Source organism: Streptococcus sp. 20925_1_44 (genome assembly GCF_041432435.1).
In the GTDB taxonomy this organism is placed as follows: Bacteria; Bacillota; Bacilli; order Lactobacillales; family Streptococcaceae; genus Streptococcus; species Streptococcus infantis.
The window spans coordinates 76,820-95,536 of the sequence record NZ_JAPVZQ010000005.1 but is presented as its reverse complement, the minus strand read 5'-3'; the positions used below and the strand labels follow the sequence as shown (position 1 = coordinate 95,536).

Annotated in this window: 20 protein-coding genes and 1 pseudogene; 4 read left to right on the top strand and 17 right to left on the bottom strand. The window is 40.8% G+C overall.

Annotation, left to right across the window (positions count from 1 at the left end; genetic code table 11):
• Nucleotides 1-69: 69 nt before the first annotated feature.
• The 11 genes from rpsJ to mnmA all read right to left on the bottom strand — a co-directional run bounded on the left by rpsJ (nt 70) and on the right by mnmA (nt 10,352).
• Complete coding sequence (gene rpsJ / locus O3643_RS07295) at nt 70-378, bottom strand: 30S ribosomal protein S10 (RefSeq protein ID WP_001284511.1); 309 nt, start codon at nt 376-378, stop codon at nt 70-72.
• Between the two features lie 265 nt (nt 379-643).
• Entirely contained in the window at nt 644-1,267 is a 624-nt protein-coding gene (locus tag O3643_RS07290) for a uridine kinase (RefSeq protein ID WP_371500890.1), read from the bottom strand.
• Entirely contained in the window at nt 1,264-1,860 is a 597-nt protein-coding gene (gene nrdG / locus O3643_RS07285) for an anaerobic ribonucleoside-triphosphate reductase activating protein (RefSeq protein WP_371500888.1), read from the bottom strand. The genes O3643_RS07290 and nrdG overlap by 4 nt, the downstream gene beginning before the upstream one ends.
• Before the next feature lie 5 nt (nt 1,861-1,865).
• Nucleotides 1,866-2,366 (bottom strand): GNAT family N-acetyltransferase, encoded by a 501-nt coding sequence (locus tag O3643_RS07280; RefSeq protein WP_371500886.1) that lies wholly within the window; start codon nt 2,364-2,366, stop codon nt 1,866-1,868.
• Nucleotides 2,367-2,404: 38 nt separating this feature from the next.
• The gene (locus tag O3643_RS07275) at nt 2,405-2,545 is read right to left on the bottom strand and encodes a hypothetical protein (RefSeq protein WP_000521611.1); all 141 of its coding nucleotides are present in this window, start codon (nt 2,543-2,545) and stop codon (nt 2,405-2,407) included.
• 11 nt (nt 2,546-2,556) lie between these two features.
• Nucleotides 2,557-4,764 (bottom strand): anaerobic ribonucleoside-triphosphate reductase, encoded by a 2,208-nt coding sequence (nrdD, locus tag O3643_RS07270; RefSeq protein WP_371500883.1) that lies wholly within the window; start codon nt 4,762-4,764, stop codon nt 2,557-2,559.
• A gap of 125 nt (nt 4,765-4,889) precedes the next feature.
• The gene (locus O3643_RS07265) at nt 4,890-6,443 is read right to left on the bottom strand and encodes a damage-inducible protein CinA (protein WP_371500881.1); all 1,554 of its coding nucleotides are present in this window, start codon (nt 6,441-6,443) and stop codon (nt 4,890-4,892) included.
• 44 nt (nt 6,444-6,487) lie between these two features.
• On the bottom strand, nt 6,488-6,622 hold the full coding sequence (locus O3643_RS07260; protein ID WP_024054483.1) for a hypothetical protein: 135 nt from the start codon (nt 6,620-6,622) through the stop codon (nt 6,488-6,490).
• Nucleotides 6,623-6,709: 87 nt separating this feature from the next.
• The gene (gene mnmG / locus O3643_RS07255) at nt 6,710-8,626 is read right to left on the bottom strand and encodes a tRNA uridine-5-carboxymethylaminomethyl(34) synthesis enzyme MnmG (protein WP_371500878.1); all 1,917 of its coding nucleotides are present in this window, start codon (nt 8,624-8,626) and stop codon (nt 6,710-6,712) included.
• An 8-nt stretch (nt 8,627-8,634) separates the two neighbouring features.
• A complete protein-coding gene (locus tag O3643_RS07250; RefSeq protein WP_371500875.1) occupies nt 8,635-9,090 on the bottom strand; it encodes an NUDIX hydrolase in 456 nt (151 codons plus the stop codon).
• A gap of 140 nt (nt 9,091-9,230) precedes the next feature.
• Entirely contained in the window at nt 9,231-10,352 is a 1,122-nt protein-coding gene (mnmA, locus tag O3643_RS07245; RefSeq protein ID WP_371500873.1) for a tRNA 2-thiouridine(34) synthase MnmA, read from the bottom strand.
• 304 nt (nt 10,353-10,656) lie between these two features.
• Between mnmA and O3643_RS07240 the strand changes: the two genes are divergently transcribed.
• A complete protein-coding gene (locus O3643_RS07240) occupies nt 10,657-11,460 on the top strand; it encodes a hypothetical protein (RefSeq protein ID WP_006149033.1) in 804 nt (267 codons plus the stop codon).
• Nucleotides 11,461-11,644: 184 nt separating this feature from the next.
• Here O3643_RS07240 and O3643_RS07235 read toward each other — a convergent pair.
• Nucleotides 11,645-11,843, bottom strand: a pseudogene (locus O3643_RS07235) (hypothetical protein).
• A gap of 276 nt (nt 11,844-12,119) precedes the next feature.
• Complete coding sequence (locus tag O3643_RS07230) at nt 12,120-12,746, bottom strand: LysM peptidoglycan-binding domain-containing protein (protein WP_371500871.1); 627 nt, start codon at nt 12,744-12,746, stop codon at nt 12,120-12,122.
• A 240-nt stretch (nt 12,747-12,986) separates the two neighbouring features.
• Between O3643_RS07230 and sdaAB the strand changes: the two genes are divergently transcribed.
• From sdaAB to O3643_RS07215, 3 genes are read left to right on the top strand one after another with little or no spacing between them, the layout of a single operon-like run.
• Complete coding sequence (gene sdaAB, locus O3643_RS07225; RefSeq protein ID WP_004251057.1) at nt 12,987-13,658, top strand: L-serine ammonia-lyase, iron-sulfur-dependent subunit beta; 672 nt, start codon at nt 12,987-12,989, stop codon at nt 13,656-13,658.
• A gap of 8 nt (nt 13,659-13,666) precedes the next feature.
• Entirely contained in the window at nt 13,667-14,539 is an 873-nt protein-coding gene (sdaAA, locus tag O3643_RS07220; protein ID WP_314945753.1) for an L-serine ammonia-lyase, iron-sulfur-dependent, subunit alpha, read from the top strand.
• Between the two features lie 23 nt (nt 14,540-14,562).
• Nucleotides 14,563-15,192: an HAD hydrolase-like protein gene (locus O3643_RS07215; RefSeq protein ID WP_371500868.1), complete on the top strand. Its 630-nt coding sequence runs from the start codon at nt 14,563-14,565 to the stop codon at nt 15,190-15,192.
• 76 nt (nt 15,193-15,268) lie between these two features.
• Here the strand turns inward: O3643_RS07215 and O3643_RS07210 are convergent, their stop codons facing one another.
• The 4 genes from O3643_RS07210 to O3643_RS07195 form a co-directional block, all read right to left on the bottom strand.
• Entirely contained in the window at nt 15,269-15,628 is a 360-nt protein-coding gene (locus tag O3643_RS07210; RefSeq protein ID WP_371500866.1) for a DUF805 domain-containing protein, read from the bottom strand.
• 73 nt (nt 15,629-15,701) lie between these two features.
• Complete coding sequence (locus O3643_RS07205; protein WP_371500864.1) at nt 15,702-16,166, bottom strand: DUF805 domain-containing protein; 465 nt, start codon at nt 16,164-16,166, stop codon at nt 15,702-15,704.
• Nucleotides 16,167-16,312: 146 nt separating this feature from the next.
• Nucleotides 16,313-16,672 carry a DUF805 domain-containing protein gene (locus tag O3643_RS07200; protein ID WP_371500862.1) on the bottom strand — a complete coding sequence of 120 codons (360 nt, stop codon included), beginning with the start codon at nt 16,670-16,672 and terminating at the stop codon, nt 16,313-16,315.
• 156 nt (nt 16,673-16,828) lie between these two features.
• Nucleotides 16,829-18,679 carry a polysaccharide biosynthesis protein gene (locus O3643_RS07195; RefSeq protein ID WP_371500860.1) on the bottom strand — a complete coding sequence of 617 codons (1,851 nt, stop codon included), beginning with the start codon at nt 18,677-18,679 and terminating at the stop codon, nt 16,829-16,831.
• Between the last annotated feature and the right edge of the window lie 38 nt (nt 18,680-18,717).

Sequence of the window (18,717 nt, the reverse complement as noted above, 5' to 3'; positions counted from 1 at the left end):
CTTTTCTATATTTTTTATTCAAAAAGTTTTTAACGAGCGTTTTTTATGCTCAAGGTTTCAAACTTTAGATTAAAGTTTGATTTCTACGTTTACACCACTTGGAAGATCCAATTTCATCAAAGCGTCAACTGTTTTTTGAGTTGGGTTGATGATATCGATCAAACGTTTGTGTGTACGCATTTCGAATTGTTCGCGAGAGTCTTTATATTTGTGAGTCGCACGAATAATTGTGTAGAGGCTACGTTCAGTTGGAAGCGGGATTGGACCTGCAACTTCTGCACCTGTACGAGTAGCTGATTCTACGATTTTAGCAGCCGCTGTGTCAAGCGTACGGTGTTCGTAAGCTTTCAAACGGATACGGATTTTTTTGTTTGCCATCTTTTTCTCCTTTTCGTCTATTTAAGATAATAGGCTAGCTCCACAAGAAAACCGACGCGCGTTGCGTGGCAATGCAACCGAGCGTGTCGCAACCTCTTGCATCAAAGCTAAGGCTGTAATTTACAGCACCATAATAGAATAACACAAAGCCCCTGCGATTGCAAGGGATTTGACAGGATTTTTTTAATTTTTCGAATGAAACTGTTTTCTTATCGCTCCTTATCTCAAAAAAGCATAAATGAAGAGCAAATTTATATTTTTTCTTCTATATAATATTCGTTTTGATCTGAAATTTATCATTTGATTGATTTATCAAGATATCCGCTTTAGACTCGGTTTCTCTATAGTACCGCAGATACTGCTCCCGTCTCGTCTGATGGCTAGCTAATACAAAAGATGCATCGCGATTTCTCATAGTCGTATCTCGAGCTAAACGCCTCTTTAATTCGGTCTCCTCATCCGTGTAGAAACAAACAGTTTTATCGAAGAGTTCCTCTGGTAGGAAACCCACAGACATCCCTTCGACTATCAGAATTGGTTTTACTCCCGATAAGATCTCGCTAGCCTTCCAAGGTTCTTCGATTGTCAAGACATCCATACCCGCCTGTAAGGCTAGGATGTCTCTCTGCAAACTTGCCAGTTCATGCGCCACTGGCAGACAGGCTGTCACCTTTTGATCAGGTGCTTGCTTTGGTACTACCAGGTAACGTTCTGAGGTGATATAGGGATCTGTTTCTAGCAAATTTACTGTAGTAGAATCTAGGGCTTGATATAATTCCTGAGCAAAAGTTGATTTCCCTGAAGCTCCATGTCCGTAAATACCTAGAGTTTTTACTTTTCCAGACTCTATTTCTGATACCAGTCTTTCTATTAACTCTTTTTTCTTCATTCTCTCTTCACCTGTTCATAGCTTTGCTTCCCATCATTAAGCTTGTCCCAAATAACTACTTTTCCACTTTGCAGAGATTTTTGTACATCGATAATTCGTTGATTGGACGAACCTCGAAACTGGAGCATGAGATTCCTTTTATTCCGGTCATATCGCCCATCGACAAGAATATCAATCATAGATAAAAGTTCGAGTTTATCAGGTGTCTCCAACATCATCTCTTCCCATGTGTATCCCGTCCAAGACCAGATATCTTTTTCTGGCAATTCTTTCCGTATACGTTTCACGAGAGGTAAGAGAATACCTGTATTGAGGAAAGGCTCTCCTCCTAATAAAGTCAATCCTTGAACATAGGGTTGGACCAGATCTGCCATGATTTGTTCTTCTAACTCTGGCGTATATGGGATACCAGCATTGAAAGACCAGGTCGCAACATTATAACAGCCCTCACAGTGAAACATACAACCTGCTACGTAAAGGGAGTTGCGTACTCCCTCTCCATCGACAAAGTTAAAAGCCTTATAGTCAATGATGCGCCCCTGACTGAGTTCTTCACTTTTCCACTCGCCTGGTTTTGGTGTATTCCATGTCATGCTTTCTACTCCAAGTCTATCCAATAGCGCTCCGTTCCGTTTCGAACATCCTCCAACTTCCCACCATTAGCTAAGATAACAGCTCGGCTGGCAGGATTTTCTGTGCTACAAGTCACTAAAGCTCGTTTGATATTCTTTCCCTTAGCAACTTGTAGACCTTGTCGGAGGGCCTCTTTGGCGTAGCCCTTGCCTCTTTCAGATGGACGAATGGAGTAGCCAATGTGGCCACCTACCTCCAGCAAATAGTCACTAAGACGCAATCTCAGATTGAGGAACCCTACGGCTTGTCCATCTTTTGCAAAAGCGACTAATTGAATAGCAGGCACCCACCCTTCAGGCAGATCAATCCCCATTTCCTGATCCTGATTACTTTCTAACCACTCTTCATAAACAAAATTCTCAGCATCCCAGAATCCGCCATCGTGGGCTGATTGGCTTTTTTCAAACTCTGCCATCATCTCTAAAACTGTTTCTTTATCTGCTAATCTTGGTCTGCGTAGTTCCATATTCCCCTCCCCGCTATAAGAAAAGCGAGAGGCAACTCTCACTTTTTCTTATTTTTGTTTAAAAACTGTTCTCTAAGGCTAGCTACTCTGTCTTTTTTATTGACTCCACCCTTTGAATGTTTCTCGTGGAATCGTTGAACCAAGGCCTTGCCTTTATCATCTAATTGATATTTTCCCATGCTATTTCTTTCTAATTTCTTACTTCATGTCCTGCTATTTTAATAGTAGAACCGTTCATGTGTTTGACACGCGCAGCAATTTCCTTGTGGCGTCCATTAACCATCGGACGTGCTTGAGGATTCCCTAAATAACCACAAGTTCGTTTAACCACATCTACTGTTTTAGGATCATTATTTCCACAGTTAGGACAAGCAAATCCTCTCTCTGTCGGTTCAAAATCTCCTTCAAAATCACACTTGTAGCAACGGTCAATCGGAGTATTGGTTCCGAGATAACCTACACGGTCATAAGCATAATCCCAAACAGCTTCCAAAGCCTTTGGATTTTGTTGGAGAACTGGGTACTCGCAGTAGTGGATAAAGCCACCAGATGCACCCGCTTCTGGGTAGACTTTCTCAAAGTCCAATTTTTCAAAAGGTGTTGGATTTTTGCGGACATCATAATGGAAGGAATTTGTGTAGTATTCTTTATCAGTAATGTCTGGAATAGAGCCGAATTTCTCCGTATCCAAGCGACAGAAACGGTCTGTCAAACTTTCAGACGGCGTTGAATAGATAGAGAAATGGTAACCATATTGGTCAGACCATTCTTCTACTCGACGTTTCATATCGCGAATAATATCAAGGGTGAACTCTTTGGCTTCTGGATTATTTTCCCAATGATTACCAAAGAAGACTGTCGCTACCTCGTACAAGCCAATATAGCCCAGAGAAATAGTTGCACGACGATTCTTAAAGAGTTGATCAACACTTTCTTCTTTTCCAAGACGACGTCCGAAGGCTCCATACTGATAAAGAATTGGTGCATTAGCTGGAGTGGCTTCCTTGGTTCTTTCCACACGGTAAACCAAAGCATCTTCCGCGATATTCATGCGCTCATTGAAGATTTCCCAAAACTTGTTCAGGTCGCCTTCGGACTCAAGAGCAATACGAGGAAGATTGACTGTCACGACCCCTAGGTTCATACGACCCGAATTGACTTCTACTCCATTTTCATCCTTCCATCCTTGAAGGAATGAACGGCATCCCATCGGAACTTTGAAAGAACCAGTCAACTCGACAATCTTATCATAAGACAAGACATCCGGGTACATGCGCTTAGTTGCACACTCAAGAGCCAACTGCTTGATGTCGTAGTTAGGAGAGCCTTCCTCTAAGTTAAGACCTCTTTTAAGAGTAAAGATGAGTTTAGGAAAGATGGCTGTACGGTGTTCTGAACCAAGCCCCTTGATACGAATGTTCAGGATTGCCTTTTGAATTTCACGTTCAAAACGACTGGTTCCTAGACCAAAACCAAGGGAAGTAAATGGCGTTTGCCCGTTTGAGGTAAAGAGGGTGTTGATCTCGTACTCTAGAGATTGCATGGCATCGTAGATGTCTTTTTGAGTTTTCTTCCAGGCGTATTCTTGGCGCTTGTCAGGTAGGACCCATTCCTCTGCATCTTTAAGGTGTTTTTGATAATTTTTCTCTGCATAAGGAGCCAAGACTTCATCAATACGGTCTGCTGAACAGCCCCCATACTGGCTAGATGCGACGTTTGCGATGATTTGTGAAATCTGCGCTGTCGCAGTTTGGATAGACTTGGGACTCTCTACCTCAGCATTCCCAATCTTAAAACCATTTTCCAACATGCCCTTGAAATCAATCAAACAGCAGTTGGTCATAGGGGTATAGGGACTGTAGTCCAAATCATGATAGTGGATATCCCCTTTTTGATGGGCATTAGCCACATGTTTAGGAAGCATTTGAAGTCCGATGGATTTCCCAACAATCCCTGCCGTCAAATCACGCTGGGTATTAAAAACATCACTATCCTTATTGGCATTTTCATTGACAACCGCCTGATCTTTATTGAGAAGTTTATGAATACTAAAGTTGATATCTGTCGCTTTTGAGCGCTCAAAATCCCTTTGAGTTCGATAGGTGATGTACTCCTCGGCCAAGGCGTATTCTTTAGCTTCCAACAATTCGTGCTCTACGATGTTTTGGATTTCATAGATTTTTACACCTTGTGGGAAACGGCTATGAATCTCTTCGACGATACGTTCAACTAGGGTACTAAGTCGTTTTTCAACCAAAGGAGTTACATCCATAACCTTTTCAGCAGCCTTATGAAGCGCTTTGTCAATCTTGTCTACATCAAAAATTACACGTCTGCCGTCGCGTTTTTCGACAAATAAAGTCGGATCAGGGACAGCCTTCTCTTCCAATACAATCATATCCATACCCTTTTCTTAAATATAATATTGATTCTAAAAAGTATTATATCACTAAAAAAATAAAAATCAATATCTTGTGTCAAAAAATAAAATTTTTTTAAAATTACACAAGATATTGATAGTTTTTATTTTAATTTATAGAGTTTAAAATCTTTGAATTCACTTTGAACCGCTTGATAATTTTCAGCTAAGAGCTGCTCAACTTCTGTCCATAGACTTGTTTTTGTATTCACTACAATCATCTTTGGTTGATTATCTCTCAGATCATTAACAAGTTTGGTACGATTTTCACCAAGTCCTGTATGCAATCTAGGCGAAAGCAACTGACTCGCAGCTAAACGTTCACTAGCCTTATAACTACTTGTCAGATTATCCCAAACATAGATACGATCTGTAGCTTGCGTTTCCCCTTTGACCTTAGTTTCGATGGCTGTACGTTCTTGGTATTGTTCTGCATGAAGTAAATATCGTGATACTACAGGTGCTAAGAATAGGTAAGCAAGAGCTAAGATTGGTAGATAGACATTTCCTTTTACAAAAGCTCCCCATACCGAAGTTTCTTCTCTAGATCGTCTACGGCGATTCTCTCCTTCCGCTTTCTCTGTTGGAATTCGTGTCAGCAAAAGAAGCGATAAGAAAGGAAGGAACTCAATCATACGACTACCATTGATAAGATCTGTAGAAAAAATCTCTAAAATCAATACCAAAATGACAGCTATTGAAGCAGAGATTGATAAGACCGACTGTTTCAACGGTTTAGATTGGAAGAGACCTGTAAATGCTAGCGTCAATGCTCCAAGAGCAATTGCTAACAATCCATAAAAGAGGATATTGTCGAGTAATCCCGAGTTAGACGTAAAGTTTAAACTATCTAATGGATAAAGGATTTGACTAATGGCATTTCCGAAACTGCCTTTATAAGCTGTGTAGTATCCAATTGGATAAAAGAAGATTGAAAAACCAAGGCCCGCTGCAAAAAATTGATAGAGACCATGATTCAACTTATTGCGACCGACATTAAAAGCTGTTAGAGCAAAAAACAAAACAAATCCATACAAAGCTGTGACCAAGGGTGCAAAGAAAAATGCTAGAGCCAAGCTAGCTCCAATCCGGATAAATCCTTTGTCATGACTTGGTTCTGACAAATAAGTTGTTACTAAACTCAAGGCATAGAACAAGAATGGGAGGGCTAGAATAGTTGCATATCCCCCACCAAAACTAAGAGCACTAGCCAGGACATAAAAGACCGTCAACACTTGTTGCGATTGCTTGTTTTGTTCTGTCAGATTGTAAGCCGAACGGAAAAGAAAGAATCCCGCGCCTACTAAGGCCAACCAATTAAAAACAGCAAACAAAATACTGCCCTTGGTTAAATACTGTAAAAAGTAATAGAGGAGACCACTAGTTCCAAAATAATCTGTGTAAATATCTCCGCTCTGATGCATAGCCCATCCAATATAAAAATCCTGAGACTGCTCCGGACTTATTAACCCTAAGAAGAAGGGTAAAATTACGGACACAAGGACCACTAGAGTACTCAAAAAGAGGATATTCAAAAATGGTAAGCGGGCAGGCTGACGAGTTTCAACCTCGAGTTGCTCCTCATTTTCTACTGGAGCATACTGACTTCCCATCCAAGTTGGAGTTGGTTCGTCTTCTAATCTGCCATATACGTTCATTCGCTCTCTCCTATATTTTAATTTGTTCTAGTATATCAAAAAGTCTAGTTCTTGTCAGCCTTTGGCGGACGTTCGCTCAACTTTTCAGACAAGGTAACAAAGCGTTCAATCTCATAAAAACGATGATATGAAACTCTTTTATAGCGGTCTAAAAAATTTTTTTCTTCTACTGTCAGCATAGTCATTTCTCCTTTTCTCTTAATTCGAAAAATGAAGAAAAAACTAAAAAAGCTGAATCCCTCAATAGAGAATTCAGCTTTTTATTTTTAGTCAGCTTTCTTTTCTAAGTTTTTAGAAATGCTTCGATTTTTACCTTCTAAATACACCATAAGAATGGAAATATCTGCTGGGTTTACACCTGAAATACGGCTAGCTTGGCCGATGGTTTCTGGATTGATGAGCTTGAACTTCTGGCGAGCTTCAGTCGCGATAGAGTCAATATCATCCCAGTCAATATTCGCTGGAATCCGTTTTTCTTCCATGCGTTTCATCTTGGCAACCTGATCCATGGCTTTTGAGATATAGCCTTCGTACTTGATTTCTGTTTCAATCAATTCGATAATCTTGTCATCTAACTCTTCAGCAGCAGGTCCGATGAAAGCCACCACATCTTGGTAAGAGACTTCTGGGCGACGAAGGAATTCCTTGGCTGTCACTGCATCTGTCAATGGCTTGAAGCCCATCTCCTCAACTTTAGCATTTGTTTCCTTGACTGGCTTGAGTTTGATGCTGTCTAAACGCTTCATTTCATTTTCAAATTGATTTTTCTTGATTTCAAAACGAGCCCAACGTTCATCGTCAACAAGCCCAATCTCGCGCCCCATCTCAGTCAAACGCATATCGGCATTGTCATGACGGAGGATGAGTCGGTATTCTGCACGACTGGTCAAGAGACGGTAAGGTTCAATGGTCCCCTTGGTTACCAAGTCATCAATCATCACTCCGATATAACCGTCGCTTCGTTTTAGAATTAACTCCGGCTTACCTTGGATTTTCAGCGCTGCGTTGATACCCGCGATAATCCCTTGACCAGCAGCTTCTTCATATCCAGACGTTCCATTTGTCTGGCCAGCAGTGAAAAGTCCTGAGATTTTCTTGGTTTCCAGAGTCGCACGCAATTGATGAGGCAAGACCATGTCGTACTCGATAGCATAACCAGTTCGCATCATCTCTGCATTTTCCAAACCTTTGATGGAATGAACCAAGTCACGTTGGACATCCTCAGGAAGACTGGTTGAAAGTCCTTGGACATAAACTTCTTCTGTGTTTCGTCCTTCTGGCTCAAGGAAAAGCTGGTGGCGTTCCTTGTCCGCAAAACGCACAATCTTGTCCTCAATCGACGGACAGTAACGAGGTCCCACTCCCTTAACCACACCTGTAAACATAGGCGCACGATGGAGGTTGTTTTGGATAATCTCATGACTGGTACCATTGGTATAGGTCAACCAGCACGGCACTTGGTCTTTAACATAATCTTCATCACGTGAAGTGTAAGAGAAGTGATTTGGCGTTTCATCTCCTGGCTGAATCTCTGTCACATCATAGTTGATAGAGGAAGCCTTGACACGTGGAGGTGTTCCTGTCTTGAAACGACCGATTTCAAGTCCAAGTTCCTTGAGATTATCAGCTAGGTTAATAGAAGCTAGGCTGTGGTTTGGCCCTGATGAGTACTTGAGATCTCCGATGATAATTTCCCCACGAAGGGCTGTCCCTGTGGTCACGATAACAGACTTGGCAGCATATTCCTGATGAGTAGCAGTACGAACACCGACAACCTTATCATCTTCCACCAAAATCTCATCAATCATGGTTTGACGAAGGGTAAGATTCTCTTGGTTTTCAACGGTTTTGCGCATCTCTTTAGAGTAAAGTTCCTTATCAGCCTGCGCACGAAGGGCACGGACAGCTGGTCCCTTCCCAGTGTTGAGCATCTTCATCTGGATGTAACTCTTGTCAATGGTCTTAGCCATCTCGCCACCAAGGGCATCTACCTCACGCACGACAATCCCCTTGGCAGAACCACCAATAGACGGATTACATGGCATGAAAGCCAACATTTCAATGTTAATAGTCGCAAGCAAGACCTTGCAACCCATACGGCTCGCAGCTAGGGAAGCTTCGACCCCAGCATGTCCCGCACCGATTACAATAATATCGTATTCTTCCGTAAAATTATAAGTCATTTTCTCTCCTATTCTTCAAGATGAATGTGTCTTAGTTGGCCGTCCCAATCTGGCAGGGCTGTTTTTAAAAAGGCTGGAACTAGCTGGATATCCTCAAGCTTGTCCAAGTCAATCCACTCACAAGGTTGCCTTTTCTCATCTTCCTGCATGGTCAATGGGGCATCCCCAAGTAAGTCTACCAGATAATGAAACTCGATATTGTGATAGGAAACACCGTCCTGTTCAAAACGATTTTCAACCACGAAAGCTAGCTGACCAGCCTGAGCTTTAACACCCAGTTCTTCCCTCACTTCGCGGACTACCGCGTCTTCCGTGCTTTCATTTACTTGGATCGCACCGCCAATAGTATAATACTTGCCCTTGTCTTGGGTGACTAGAAGTTTGCGATTTTGAAGAATCAAAGCTGTCGCCCGAACACCAAAAACCGTATTCCCCACTTTTGTCCGAAAGTCTTGTTGAGTCATTTTGTCCTTTCCCTTTAAACGACACAAAAACAGTCAAAACTCGTAAGAAGTGCAGGACAAAAAGACCTGCAACATCCATGAGCTTTGACCATCATTTCTATTGCTGTTATTATTGTAGCAAATTGAGAACATTTGTCAATCTAAATGTACTGACAAACCTTGCCATCACGGTAGGCATTGTCAATCAAACCACCACCGAGACACTCTTCGCCGTCATAAAAAACAACTGCCTGTCCCGGTGTAATCGCACGTTGTGGTTCCGCAAAGATGACCTCTGCCTTATCCCCTTTGACATGTACAGTCACTTTAGAATCAGGCTGACGATAGCGGAATTTAGCCGTACATTCGAGCGTAAATTCCTCTGGCATCTCACGAGTAAAGTGGACTTGACTAGCCTCTAAGCTAGTTGACATAAGCGAATCATGGTAGAATCCTTGGCCTACATAGAGGATATTTTTGCTCAGGTCTTTTCCAACAACAAACCAAGGGGCATTGTCCCCACCGTGTTGCCCACCGATACCGAGTCCGCCACGCTGACCGATCGTATAGTACATCAGACCAGCATGCTCACCCATATCGCGACCATCCACAGTCATCATTCGACCAGGTTGGGCTGGTAAGTAGTTACTGAGAAATTCTTTAAAGTTCTTTTCTCCGATAAAGCAAATCCCTGTTGAATCTTTCTTCTTAGCAGTCGCAAGGTCTGCTTCTTCTGCTAGTCTTCGAACTTCAGGCTTTTCCAAATGTCCCAATGGGAACATAGTCTTTTGTAATTGTTCTTGTGAAAGTTGGCTGAGGAAATAGGTCTGGTCTTTGCCATTGTCCACGCCACGAAGCATGTGAACGATGCCATCCTCATCACGCGCCACTCGAGCATAGTGCCCAGTTGCTACATAGTCTGCTCCCAAGGTCATAGCATAGTCCAAAAAGGCCTTAAACTTGATTTCCTTGTTACACATAACATCTGGATTTGGCGTGCGTCCTGCTCTGTATTCCGCTAGGAAATACTCAAAAACGCGGTCCCAGTACTCTTTTTCAAAATTGACAGAGTAGTAAGGAATGCCAAGTTGGTCTGCCACTGCAGCCACATCCTTGTAATCTTCGGTCGCCGTACAGACGCCGTTTTCATCTGTGTCGTCCCAGTTCTTCATGAAGATACCGATCACATCGTAGCCCTGTTCTTTGAGTAAGAGAGCCGTCACCGACGAATCAACACCACCACTCATCCCCACGACAACACGTGTTTTAGAGTTATCACTCATGGTAGTTCTCCCATCTATTCGTTTATTCACGATTGAAGGTCGTGTTTGCTATCACGATTGAAGGTCGTTTGAGCAGTTTTCATTATAACATGCTTAGATAGAGAAGACAAGGAAGATGCTGACAAACTATCAACCTCTTCTGTCAATACATGAAGATAGGATACAAAAGAAATTAATTCATTTCTAAATCTCTATTCTCTTTAAAAACTTATTTTTAAAATCAACTAAAAATGATATACTTTAATAAGGAGGAATGCGCACATGATTCCATATATACACCATCATCCATGTGCGTAGGACTAATGTGAACAACTACAAAGATATTCTAAAATCAAAAAATACTATTTTTATTATTACACTTATTGCAGGTATTGGACTTTTGACAGGCTTAGTCCTCCATCAAGAAAAAATCCAAGCAGAGAGAGGGAATGTTGCTCTCATCAAACAACAAAAAAATCAACAAGATGTCGAACAAGTAAAAAACGCCATTAAAGACTTCAATATTGATTCTGAAACCATTATAGAAGATTGGAAAAAAATTCAAGAATTAAAACCAACTACTGATGAAGGCAAAAAGACATTAGCAGACTTTCTCGCTTCTACTGCCGATAAAGTCACAAATCATTATAGTGAAAAAGCTTTGAAATTAGATATAAAGGATTCTGATAGCCAGTTTCAAGATAAACAAACACTTGAGACAGCCATCACTTCCTTGCAAAAAATAATAGACATCATTAAAAACATTAATTCTGCCAGCGACCAAGTTGCTCTTGAAGAAAAGATAAAACCAATTCAAGAACTAATCTCTAAATTCCAAAAACAAGTTGAAGTCTTGACCAAAAAAGAAGAAGAAAAAACTACCCAAACAGAAACGACTACTAGAGATGCCGGAATAGAAGCCAGCCGTTCAGAAGATAGTAGCTATATTCAAAGCTATCCAGAAACAAATGGAAGCATATCTAATTCCCAAGCACCTGCAGCTGAGCAGTCTTCATCTGGTAGTACTAGTAGTGGAGGAGATAATAGCGCTAATACAGGAGGTCAAACTGCTGATTCTTCAGGTTCTCAATCAGAGTCTAATAGCGTTACAACCAGTTCGTCTAACTAATAATCTAGATGGCGAAATCCCATAAACTTGTAAGCCCTCAACACCAATGTTTATAATGGTCTCTCATCAAATGTAAACACACAAAAAGAGCCTTAAATGGCTCTTTTTTAGGGCTCTATGATATTTGTAATTGGTAAATTCCCTATAGATATAGATATTATGGAGCCAATTATTGATAAAAACTTTAGTCATCTTCGTCTCTATAAAAATATTTTCTATACACCCTTGATAATATCAAAAATTAATGCCCATATCGTACTAAGAGCTATAATAATAGAATTTATTGGATTTATTTCAGTATGTCCAATCACTAGTCCAATTATTGGATTAGTAGACATGCTTAGATATAATAAAAATGGCAAAATATGATGTTGCTGCTGAATCTCTCAACTCTTTATCTTTACAATGGTGATAAGTTACTTTGCAAACAGCTTTGCTACACTCTCTTGGAGGAAGCAAAAATAAGCAGACAGTATGACACACTTGCATTTTCCTATATTCGTATAGGCATTTGTACTAATGATGCTCAGTTGATACAAAATGGACTCTCCTTAGCTAAGCTAGTAGAAGATGAACACTTACTAACAGAACTAGAGCGAGAAGTTGATATCTTTGTAAACAAAAAAGAAAGTCATTGAGACTTCCTTTTCTATATCTTCTTAATACCAACCGTTGTTAAGCCAGAAGTTCTTAGCAGCTGTCCATGAACCGTAACGTCCTGCAACATAAGCGTCTGCTACACGTTCTTGGTTTTCAGCTGAGTAGTCGCCGTTCAAGTAAGAATCTGTCAATTGGTAACGTCCGATGTAACGTCCGTTTGTCGCTGTGTAGCTACCACCTGATTCTTTTTGAGCGATCCATTCTTTCGCTTCTGCTTCAGATCCACTTACAGTTGCAGCTGGAGCTGAGTAGCTTTCTGCTGCTGCAGGTGCTGAAGCTGGAGCTTCGTAAGTTTCTTCATATGTAGTTTCTTCTACAACAGTTTCAGCAACTGCTGGAGTTTCTTCAACTTCTGCTACAGGTGCTTCTGTTGTTGTAGTTTCAGCAACTGGAGCTGTCCCATCGATAACCAATACTTGGTCAATAAAGATAAGGTCAACATTTTTAATGTTGTTCAATTTAGCTAATTTTTCAACTGTTGTGTTGTATGTCTCAGCAATTTCTGAAAGAGTATCTCCAGGTTTAACTGTATAAGTTTTTGTTTCTTGTGCAAAAGTAAATGATGGTGCAAGGAAAGCAAGTACAACTGCAAATCCTGCAAGTTTAGTCTTAATGTTTAATTTCATTTAAAAAAGTTCTCCTTCTTTCTTATACTACCATGATACCTTTCTAATGTTACTATTTGTTAACGAATTTGTGTAGAAATGTTACAAAACTGTGATTTATTTACTTAAAAAAGCCACTTTTTGTTACAAAACCCTTGTTATAAAAGCTTTTTAATCTTTTTATATATTTCAGAAAGTAATTAAGCACTTACATCTAATCTTTGCTATAATAGAAGTAAGAATCTTTTTAAGGGGAAACAGATGCAATCACTTCGTTTTCAATCTGTCTTTGATATCATTGGACCAGTCATGATTGGGCCATCTAGTAGTCACACTGCAGGAGCTGTTCGTATCGGTAAAATCGTTTCATCTATCTTTGATGATACTCCAACGGAGGTTGAATTCCAGCTTTTTAACTCTTTTGCAAAAACCTATCGTGGACACGGGACAGACCTTGCCCTTGTAGCTGGTATTTTGGGAATGGATACGGATGATCCTGAAATTCCAAATAGTTTAGAAATTGCCCACAAGCGTGGCATTAAAATCGTGTGGACCATCCAAAAGGACAGTAATGCTCCCCACCCAAATACTACGAAAATCACTGTTAAGAACGATCGTAAGACTATCAGCGTAACAGGAATTTCAATCGGCGGTGGAAATATCCAGGTGACAGAATTAAATGGTTTTGCCGTATCTCTCAACATGAACACCCCTACCATCATCATCGTTCATCAGGATGTTCCAGGTATGATTGCTCACGTGACAGAAGCTCTTTCTCGCTTTGGCATCAACATCGCCCAAATGAATGTAACTCGAGAAAAAGCTGGCGAGAAAGCAATCATGATTATTGAAGTTGATAGTCGCAACTGTGAAGAATCTATCGAAGAAATTCGGAAAATTCCTCATTTGCACAATGTCAATTTCTTTCAATAGGAGAAAATATGTTTTACTCTATCAAAGAATTAGTCGAACAAGCCGAACTTGATTTCCAAGGAAATGTTGCTGAGCTCATGATTAGGACTGAGTTTGAGCTAACTGGTCGTGAGCGAGAAGAAGTTCTCCTCCTCATGGAACGTAACCTCGAAGTCATGAAAGCTTCCGTCGAGCTTGGTCTAAGCGAAAAGAAATCTCGTAGCGGTTTGACTGGTGGTGATGCTGCCAAGCTCGACCACTACATCAAAAAAGGAAAGACCTTATCAGACTTCACTGTCTTGTCTGCCGCCCGTAACGCCATTGCCGTTAACGAGCACAATGCCAAGATGGGCCTTGTGTGTGCGACACCAACCGCAGGTAGCGCAGGTTGTCTTCCTGCAGTTCTCACATCTGCTATTCAAAAGTTAGATTTAACGCATGAACAACAACTAGATTTTCTCTTTGCTGCTGGTGCTTTTGGGCTCGTCATTGCTAATAACGCTTCTATCTCGGGAGCTGAAGGAGGCTGTCAAGCCGAAGTTGGATCTGCCTCTGCCATGAGCGCTGCTGCCCTAACTCTAGCTGCAGGTGGAACTCCTTATCAAGCGAGTCAGGCTATCGCCTTCGTTATCAAAAACATGCTCGGTCTTATCTGCGATCCAGTTGCAGGTTTGGTTGAGGTTCCATGTGTTAAGCGTAATGCCATGGGAGCAAGCTTCGCCTTCATCGCAGCTGATATGGCTTTAGCTGGTATTGAATCAAAAATCCCAGTTGACGAAGTCATTGATGCCATGTACCAAGTAGGCTCTAGCCTCCCAACTGCCTTTCGTGAAACTGCCGAAGGTGGCCTCGCAGCCACACCGACAGGTCGTCGCCTTCAAAAAGAAATCTTCGGCGAATAATCTCAAGATTACTAGGAGAATCAATGTCATCCCTATCAGCCATCTTTTTCGACTTAGATGGAACCCTTGTGGACAGCTCTATCGGAATTCACAATGGCTTCACCTATACTTTTGAACAACTGGGAGTCCCTAGTCCAGATGCAAAAACTATCCGTGGTTTTATGGGTCCTCCATTGGAAACTAGTTTCGCTAGTTGCTTACCAACTAAGCAGATTGAGCCAGCTATCCAGCTTTATCGTTCCTACTATAAGGAAAAAGGAGTTTACGAAGCCCAACTATTTCCACAAATCAAGGAACTACTCACTGAACTAGCCCAACAATATCCTCTCTATATCACGACAACAAAAAATACTCCGACAGCAGTCCATATGACAGCTAATTTTGAAATCGATCATTTCTTTGACGGCATCTATGGTTCAAGTCCTCAAGCAGTTCACAAGGCAGACGTCATTCGTCAAGCTTTGGCAACTCATAACTTGGACCCAGAAAAAGTGGTCCTTATCGGAGATACTAAGTTTGATATGATTGGCGCCCAAGAAACTGGCATTAAAAAACTAGCGGTTACTTGGGGATTTGGTGACGAGAAGGACCTCATGACCTATCGACCTGACTGGGTCGCTCATCAACCAGCAGACATTTTACGTCAATTATAATTGAAATCCTAAACAAAAAAACACTCCAATTAAATTGAAGTGTTTTTAATTTGTTCTTGCTTTGATCTGGCATTTATTAGCTAGTTACTTCCTTGGTTGGCATTGCCAGCAGGACTAAAAGAATAAATCCTCCCATTGGAGCGAAAGCGAGAAAAATGAAGGCCCAGTGAAAGCCTGCGTCACGTAAACGACGAACTCTTAGAGCGATACTCGGTAGGAATATCACTAGATAAAAAATGATATAAAAACTCAGAATTCCCACACTTGCGATAGGGTCTGCTACTTCTTCTTCAGTGAAGACAGCCTGAAAATAGGTAATATAAAGAGGAATGGACAAAATAGTGTTCATTATCCAAACCCACCAAAAATCTGGACGTGTTGAACGTCCTGAAAAGTCTGCAAATCCTTTAAAGAAATTTTTATAGGCTTCAATCATAAGATACTCCTAATTATATGTTAAACCGGCATGAGAACTACCAGACAAGATTCAACCGTAAAACAAGAATCTCTTAGTTCTTATCTGATTCTTCGAACGGTGTATCTTCGATGGCTTCTTCATTTTTGACTGCTTGAGATTCACTATAGTTTACCACTTCAGTTTCTTTTGTCGGCATAGCGAAAAGAATCAAAAGAGCTATCCCTCCCATTGGAACAAAGCGAAGGAAGATAAAGGCCCAGTGAAAACCAGCATCACGCAAACGGCGAACTGATAAAGCTAAAGTCGGTACTAAGATTGCTAGGTAGAAAATTGCATAAATAATGACAACTAAACCCAAAACCATAAAAGTAGCTTCGCTGGCTGAATCGCTCACTGAATCCATCACGGCACTAAGAAATACAGTGTAGAAATAGATAATCCAGAAAGGAATAGAAAGAATGAAGTTCCCTAACCAAACCCACCAGAAATCTGGACGCGTCGAACGACCGGTGAACTCTGCATAATTCTTAAAAAAATTCTTATACGCGTTAATCATATGATACTCCCATTTTTTGTTTTACTAGTAGATACTGTACAGTTATAGAACACTCCCAAATCTAGTAAAAGACCTGGGAGTGTTAGCCAATTATTCGACAAGACTGAAAAATCTTCGTCCTTGTAGCATTCTTCAGATAGTTAATCTTATAGTGTTTCCTTTGTTGGCATAGCTAGGAGCACCAAAAGTACGATACCTCCAACCATTGGAATAAAGGCAACGAAGATGAGCGCCCAATGGAAACCAGCGTCACGTAGGCGACGAACTGTCAGTGCTAGTCCAGGCAATAAAACTGCTAGACTAAAAATGAGATAAATAAATACGAAAAGACCCAAAGTCATAACAGCAGCTTCGCTATCCGGATTTGCCATTGCAGCACCGTATACCATGTAGAAAGGAATAGAAAGGATAATGTTTGCCAACCAAATCCACCAGTAATCTGCGCGACTTGAACGTCCTGAAAAATCTACATAACCTTTAAAGAAATTTTTAATTGCGTTAATCATAAGTTACTCCCTAATTTTTTATTTACTATAGTTTACCATATCTGTTCAATAATAACAAGTTTGTTCAAAAAACTCTGAAAGTCTCTCGAAATCTAGAAAAAGATACTATCCGCTCTTTCTCATAAACAGAAGTTGCAGATAGTATCTTATCTATTTTTAGTCAGCATGTGTTGTTTCATTAGCAAAAGCTATGATTGCTCTCTTCAATTCAGAACCTTGCAAGGTACGGAACTCTTCAATCTTCTGATTGATCATCTCAAGAGGCATTACATTTACTTTCCCAACAAAGATTTTGTCCATTACTTGATTGTCAACTAGTTCGGTTGATACAAGCAACTCTTCGTATAGTTTTTCACCTGGGCGAATACCTACTTCTACGATTGGAATTTCGTTTTCAGTATGACCACTGAGTAGAACCATTTTCTTAGCCAAATCGTAAATGCGTACTGGTTTGCCCATATCAAGGATAAAGACTTCTCCATCCTTTGCATAAGCGCCCGCATGAATCACCAAGCGACTAGCTTCTGGAATGGTCATAAAGTAACGAGTCATTCGGAAGTCTGTCACCGTTACAGGCCCACCTTCAGCAATCTGACGTTCAAAGACAGGAATTACACTACCACGGCTACCGAGTACATTACCAAAACGAACCGCACAGTAGGTAGATTGGCTACGTTGATTAAATCCAGTGACAATCAACTCAGCCACACGTTTAGTTGCTCCCATTACGTTTGGTGGATTAACGGCCTTATCTGTCGAAATCATGACCATTTTTGGAACTCGAGCAGCGTCAACTGCCTTAGCAACATTATAAGTTCCGAGGATGTTATTCTTGAAGGCTTCTTTTGGATTACGCTCCATCATCGGAACATGTTTATGGGCTGCAGCATGGTAAACAATCGCTGGTTCGTACTGTTCAAAAACTTGAAGCAAACGATCGTAATCTTGAATATCGGCAATGACAGGAACAAAGTCAATTCCCTGGAATTTACGAATCAATTCATGGTAAATCAGATAAATAGAGTTTTCTCCATGACCGAGCAAAACGACACGTTCCGGATTGAAGCGACTGACTTGACGGCAAATTTCTGAACCAATCGAACCTCCGGCACCAGTTACCAAAATCGTTTTATTAGTGATTTCAGAACCCAGACGTGATTCATCAAGCTGAATCTCTTTACGTCCCAACAGGTCCGTGATATCAATTTTCTGGAAACCACCTGCTTGAGGCTGGATACCTTGCACAACTGATTCAATCATCGGCATCTTAAAGCATTTTACACCGATACTGTTACACATTTGCAGGATTCGTTCATATTCAGATGGATCTAGAGACGGAATCGCAACGATAACTTTTTCAACTCTGTAGCGTTTAGCCAATTCTGGTAGATCATCATAAGAACCCAAGACTGGGATTTTCCCAAGCTTTTGTCCTTTTTTCTTTTCATCATTATCCAAAATCCCAACTAGTTCAAGGTCACTAGTAGGATGTTGATAGCTGTTCATAAAGAGCGCGCCACCATCACCAGCACCAATCAAGAAGGTACGACGGTGTTCTCCATCTCCGTTTCCCTTTTTACGTCTTGAGTAAATCAACTGCCAAGTGATACGAGGAAGTAGAATCAAGAAGGTAGTTAATAGGATAAAGAGTACGATAAAGCGGATAGAAAAGAGTGGCAAGAAAGCATAACAGATCACATAAGATAAGATACTACTGATAGTTACTCCGAAGAAAATCTTCATGAAATCTGTTATTTTGCTATATCGACTAATACTAGCATTGAGCCCCCAGAATCCAATTATCAGTTGGTAGAAAAGGAAGGTTAGACCTGTGTAAATGACATAGTCTACCGGGGCTGGATTAATCAAGCCATAAAATAGAATATAGGAAACAATAATTGATAAGACCATACTGGCAATATCAAAAAATCCCCAAAATATTTGTTTCTGTTGTTTATTTAATACTTCAACCAGATCAATTACGTAATCTGTTATTTTTTTATTCATGTGAATGGTATCCTCCTACACAGAATCACATTTACTAG